The sequence below is a fragment of the Candidatus Propionivibrio aalborgensis genome, assembly GCF_900089945.1.
In the GTDB taxonomy this organism is placed as follows: domain Bacteria; phylum Pseudomonadota; class Gammaproteobacteria; order Burkholderiales; family Rhodocyclaceae; genus Propionivibrio; species Propionivibrio aalborgensis.
The window spans coordinates 1-4,325 of the sequence record NZ_FLQY01000163.1 but is presented as its reverse complement, the minus strand read 5'-3'; the positions used below and the strand labels follow the sequence as shown (position 1 = coordinate 4,325).

4 protein-coding genes and 1 pseudogene are annotated in these 4,325 nt (G+C 57.5%); 4 read left to right on the top strand and 1 reads right to left on the bottom strand.

Annotated features, from left to right (window positions below):
- Both PROAA_RS09000 and PROAA_RS08995 read left to right on the top strand, forming a co-directional pair.
- Positions 1-558, top strand: a 558-nt coding sequence (locus PROAA_RS09000; protein WP_186411027.1) for a nitric oxide reductase activation protein NorD, incomplete at its 5' end; no start/stop codon positions are given.
- Between the two features lie 140 nt (positions 559-698).
- Positions 699-1,196 carry a hypothetical protein gene (locus PROAA_RS08995; RefSeq protein WP_186411026.1) on the top strand — a complete coding sequence of 166 codons (498 nt, stop codon included), beginning with the start codon at positions 699-701 and terminating at the stop codon, positions 1,194-1,196.
- Between the two features lie 57 nt (positions 1,197-1,253).
- Here the strand turns inward: PROAA_RS08995 and PROAA_RS08990 are convergent, their stop codons facing one another.
- Positions 1,254-2,267, bottom strand: a complete 1,014-nt coding sequence (locus tag PROAA_RS08990) for a hypothetical protein (RefSeq protein WP_186411025.1) — start codon at positions 2,265-2,267, stop codon at positions 1,254-1,256.
- Between the two features lie 530 nt (positions 2,268-2,797).
- Between PROAA_RS08990 and PROAA_RS08985 the strand changes: the two genes are divergently transcribed.
- Together PROAA_RS08985 and PROAA_RS08980 are read left to right on the top strand one after the other, a co-directional pair.
- Positions 2,798-3,763 (top strand): TAXI family TRAP transporter solute-binding subunit, encoded by a 966-nt coding sequence (locus tag PROAA_RS08985; RefSeq protein WP_186411024.1) that lies wholly within the window; start codon positions 2,798-2,800, stop codon positions 3,761-3,763.
- 106 nt (positions 3,764-3,869) lie between these two features.
- A pseudogene (locus PROAA_RS08980) lies at positions 3,870-4,325 on the top strand (C4-dicarboxylate ABC transporter); the annotation flags it as partial.

Here is a 4,325-nt window from a genome sequence, read left to right as displayed (position 1 = left end):
CTCGATCTCTCCGAATCGCTCAACGAAACGGTCGCCGGCAGCGGACAGAGCATCCTGCAACTGAGCCAGGAGGCCGTGTCCCTGCTTGCCTGGGCGGTAGACCGGCTGGGCGACCCGCTGGCCATCGCCGGCTTTCACTCGAACACGCGGCACGACGTACGCTATCAGCACATCAAGGGCTACAGCGAGAAGTGGAGCGACGAGGTCAAAGCCCGTCTTGCCGCGCTGGATGCCGGCTACTCGACACGCATGGGCGCGGCCATACGCCATGCCGCTCACTACCTGGAAAACCAGAAGGCCGACAAGAAGCTTTTGCTGATCCTCACCGATGGCGAACCCGCCGACGTGGACACCTCCGACCCGCACACCCTGATCGAAGACGCACGGCAAGCCGTGAAGGAACTCGACACCATGGGCATATATACTCATTGCATCAACCTTGACGCGCATGCCGACGAATACGTGCGCCAGATATTCGGCCAGCGCTTCACGGTAATCGACAACATCCAGCGTCTGCCGGAGCGCCTGCCCCAGCTGTTCCTTGCCTTGACGAAGTAGGCGTCATCATCCATAACGCGCCGGATGAACTCCAGTCATTCGATTCCGTCTTCGCTCATCTCAAGCTGTTCCTCCCTCGATTGCCGCACGAGGTGATTTGGTGCATATTCCAAAGCCGGTCATCAATCCAGGAAAATGCAATGCGCTATTCGCTGCTTTGTCTCGTGTTTTTCTCTGCCCTTGCTATGGCTGAAGCTGTGCCATCCAATTTCAATCAGGCTGAATTCGAGAAACGATTTCGTGCTGCTGACAAGAACAAGGACGGCAAACTGTCGCGCACGGAAGCCTATGAGGAATTTCCACGCATGCCCGAGTTTTTCGACGAGATCGACACGAACAAGGACAGCAGCATTACCTTGATTGAAGTCAACAAAGCCATGGAACGCCGAGTAAATGCCGCCATGGGCGCAGGAGACGCCTGGAAGAACCCTGCGATGCCGGCAGAAATCGGTAGCGAACAAACGGCTACGGTCATCGAAGCAGAGCCGGCAACGCAGTTTTCCAGCAAACAGGAGGCCCGCCGTTACCATCGCTACAAGTATTACGAATCTCTGGCCGAGGAGCAGGAAGTCTCACGGAATCGCGGCGAGTCGGTGCTTCCGAAAACACCGCCGAATCTGCTCCAGAAATCATTCTGAATACCGTGCGAATAGACGTCGCATCGATTTCCTCTTGGTATTTGTCGCCCCTGATCCTCACCGTTCTGATTCAGATTCAACCGGCCGCGCATGCGCTGCAGTGAGGCTTCGATCAATCTGTTCATAGATGTGATACACGCCAGCCATCACCCCTGTGACGGGGTCATCCATCAGGCTGTGCCACATTTCATCGAGCGCCGAATTCAGGTTTTCCCGAACCTGCGCTTCCATCTCCGGCCGATCGCTCTCGTGCGCGATAGCGCCGAAACCGGCCACACCCAGGGAAATCGCCAAGCCTGCGACACCGCCGACCGCCGCCGCCGCAACGCCTGCACCGCCACTGAGGGCGAGTTTGGCCACCAGTGTTTCAGCCGCCTGTTCGGCCACCGGCAACAAACTGTAGCCCGACGGCCTCGGTCCGGCGCCATCGGCGGCCTCGCGGCTGCGGGCAATCAGTGCCGCATAGGCGGGGAGACTGGTAATCGGGTGAGCATGGACAAGCTGGTAAAGCGAAGCACTGTGTGCGGCAGGAGGGTCCTGCGCAATTGACGATATGGCTTCAAGCCGCCGATCGAATTGATCCTGGGGCACGCCATAGTATCGTCTGATTTCCTGGAGTTGTTCGCCGAGGAGCCGTATGTAAAGCGTCAATACATTCTCCCTGACCACCTCGGGATTGATCTCCTCGGCGACGGGATCCAGCACGCGCTCCAGATACTGCTCCTGCAGATAGCTCGTCAGTCGTTTCTTGGCCAAATCTTCTCCTTCCCCGCCGCTCAGCGTGTACCAGCCCACCTTGATAGCCAGCCATTGCTGGGTCCAGTAGCTCGTGTACCACGGAATGAAATCCGATTCGGAGCGCTGGCGGACGAGGGACACCCAGCTTCCCATATAGCCACGTGCATAATTCCTTGCCGGTCCCGTCGCCGCCAGTGCTGCGGCATCGATGTCCTCATCTATCGCCCACCAGGTACTCTCGGAGACACGTATTTCCGGAGTCTGGATGGCAGTCGGTTCTGGAGTGGCGCAACCGACAAGGGTCACGATCAGGGCGACTATCAGGTAACGCATGTTCAAGAACGCTGCCGAGTCAATTGATTCCGCTGGCGGTTGCCGACCCACCATCGTATTGGGCAACACTCCTCCTGGCAATTCATATCTGGCGTTTCGCCGCCATACCAATCGCCCGTCGACGAGCATTTTCCAAAGCCCCCAAGTTCCTTTTTTAAAGTATAGGCGGTAAAGACGTGCTCACGAAAATCCAGCACGAAGACTCAAGCCTTTAGGCCGGGTCTTGGCGCCCGGAAGAACTCATTGAAGCATCGAGAATGCCAAATTGGTATCAGTGGTATTCTTGAAATTGGTATTGCACAAAACTATTATCTGTGTAGAGTGTGAATCTTGGGTGTTGACTTCCGTCGCCTGCAGGTCGTGTTGTTTCCCCTGAAGATTGACGTTGGCCAACATCACAAGCGGAGCTAGAACTCGCTGACGTAGAACTTCCCGGGCAATTCGCACTCCTACCGACGTAGTCCCGCAATCCGTAGGCAGTCATCATTTGCTTGGTTCTTATCTGAAAACTATAACGAAGGAGACTTACGATGAAGAAACTAACAATGCTCACCGCCGCTCTGGCGATTTCAGCCAGCTTCGCCAGCCCGGCGGCCTTTGCACAGCAAAAATTCGTCACCATCGGTACCGGCGGCGTAACCGGCGTCTACTACGCTGCGGGTGGCGCGATCTGCCGCCTGATGAACAAGGACAAAGCCAAGCACGGTATGCGCTGTTCGGTCGAAAGCACCGGCGGTTCGGTATACAACGTCAATACCATCAAGGCGGGCGAACTCGACTTCGGCGTTGCCCAGTCTGACGTCGCATACAACGCGATGAAGGGCGAAAACCAGTTCAAGGGCGCTCCGTTTGCCGATTTGCGTTCCGTATTCTCGATTCATCCCGAGCCGCTCGTCGTACTGGCCCGCAAGGACGCCAATATCGTGTCGCTGGCCGACTTCAAGGGCAAGCGCTTCAATATCGGCAATCCGGGCTCCGGCCAGCGCGCGACGATGGAAGTGCTGCTTGCCGAAATGAAGATGAAGTTGAGCGATTTCTCGCTGGTTTCCGAGATGAAGGCTGACGAACACGGCCCGGCCCTTTGCGACAACAAGATCGACGGCTTTGCCTACGTCGTCGGCAACCCGTCGGCAAACATTCAGGACCCGACCACCACCTGTGGTGCCCAGTTGGTCAACATCATCGGCCCGGCCGTAGATAAACTGGTCAAGACGTATCCGTACTACGCTGCGGTAACGATTCCGGGGGGCATGTATGCGGCCAATCCGAACCCGACGAATACCTACGGCGTAGTGGCTGCCTTCGTCTCGTCGTCGAAGGTGCCGAACGAAGTCGTGTATACGATGGTGAAATCCGTGTTTGAAAATCTGGATGACTTCAAGAAGCTGCATCCGGCTTTCGCTCACCTGGACCCAAAAGAGATGATCAAGAACGGCCTTTCGGCACCGCTGCATGACGGCGCCGTGAAGTACTACAAGGAAAAAGGCTGGATGTAAAACGGTCGTCTCATCCCGGAATCGCTAGAACTCCAGCCTTCCCGGGGAAACCTGCAGACGGCCCCGCTCGGGGCCGTCTGTCCTTGAAGTCTGCGGAGGTGCGCATATGGCTGAAAAAGAAACAGCTCCCGTCCTGACCGACGAGCAGCTCAAACAACTGGTTGCCGAAGCCGACACTGGCGGGCGCAAGCCGACCGGCGCCGTCGCCAAACTGATCATGCTGACCGCCCTGACGTGGTCGCTGTTTCAACTTTGGATCGCCTCCCCGCTGCCCTACTCGCTGGGCGTTTTTGTCCTCAACGACACCGAGTCGCGTTCCGTCCATCTGGCCTTCGCCATGTTCCTCGCCTTTCTCGCCTACCCGGCCTTCAAGCGTTCGCCGCGCGATTATGTCCCGACCTTCGACTGGATACTGGCTCTGGTCGGCGTCTTCTGCGCCTCGTATCTCTTCGTCTTCTACTCCGAGTTGGCCACGCGCCCCGGACAACCGACGACACTGGACCTCGCCACCTCGGTTATGGGCCTCATACTGCTGCTCGAAGCGGCACGGCGCGCGCTCGGC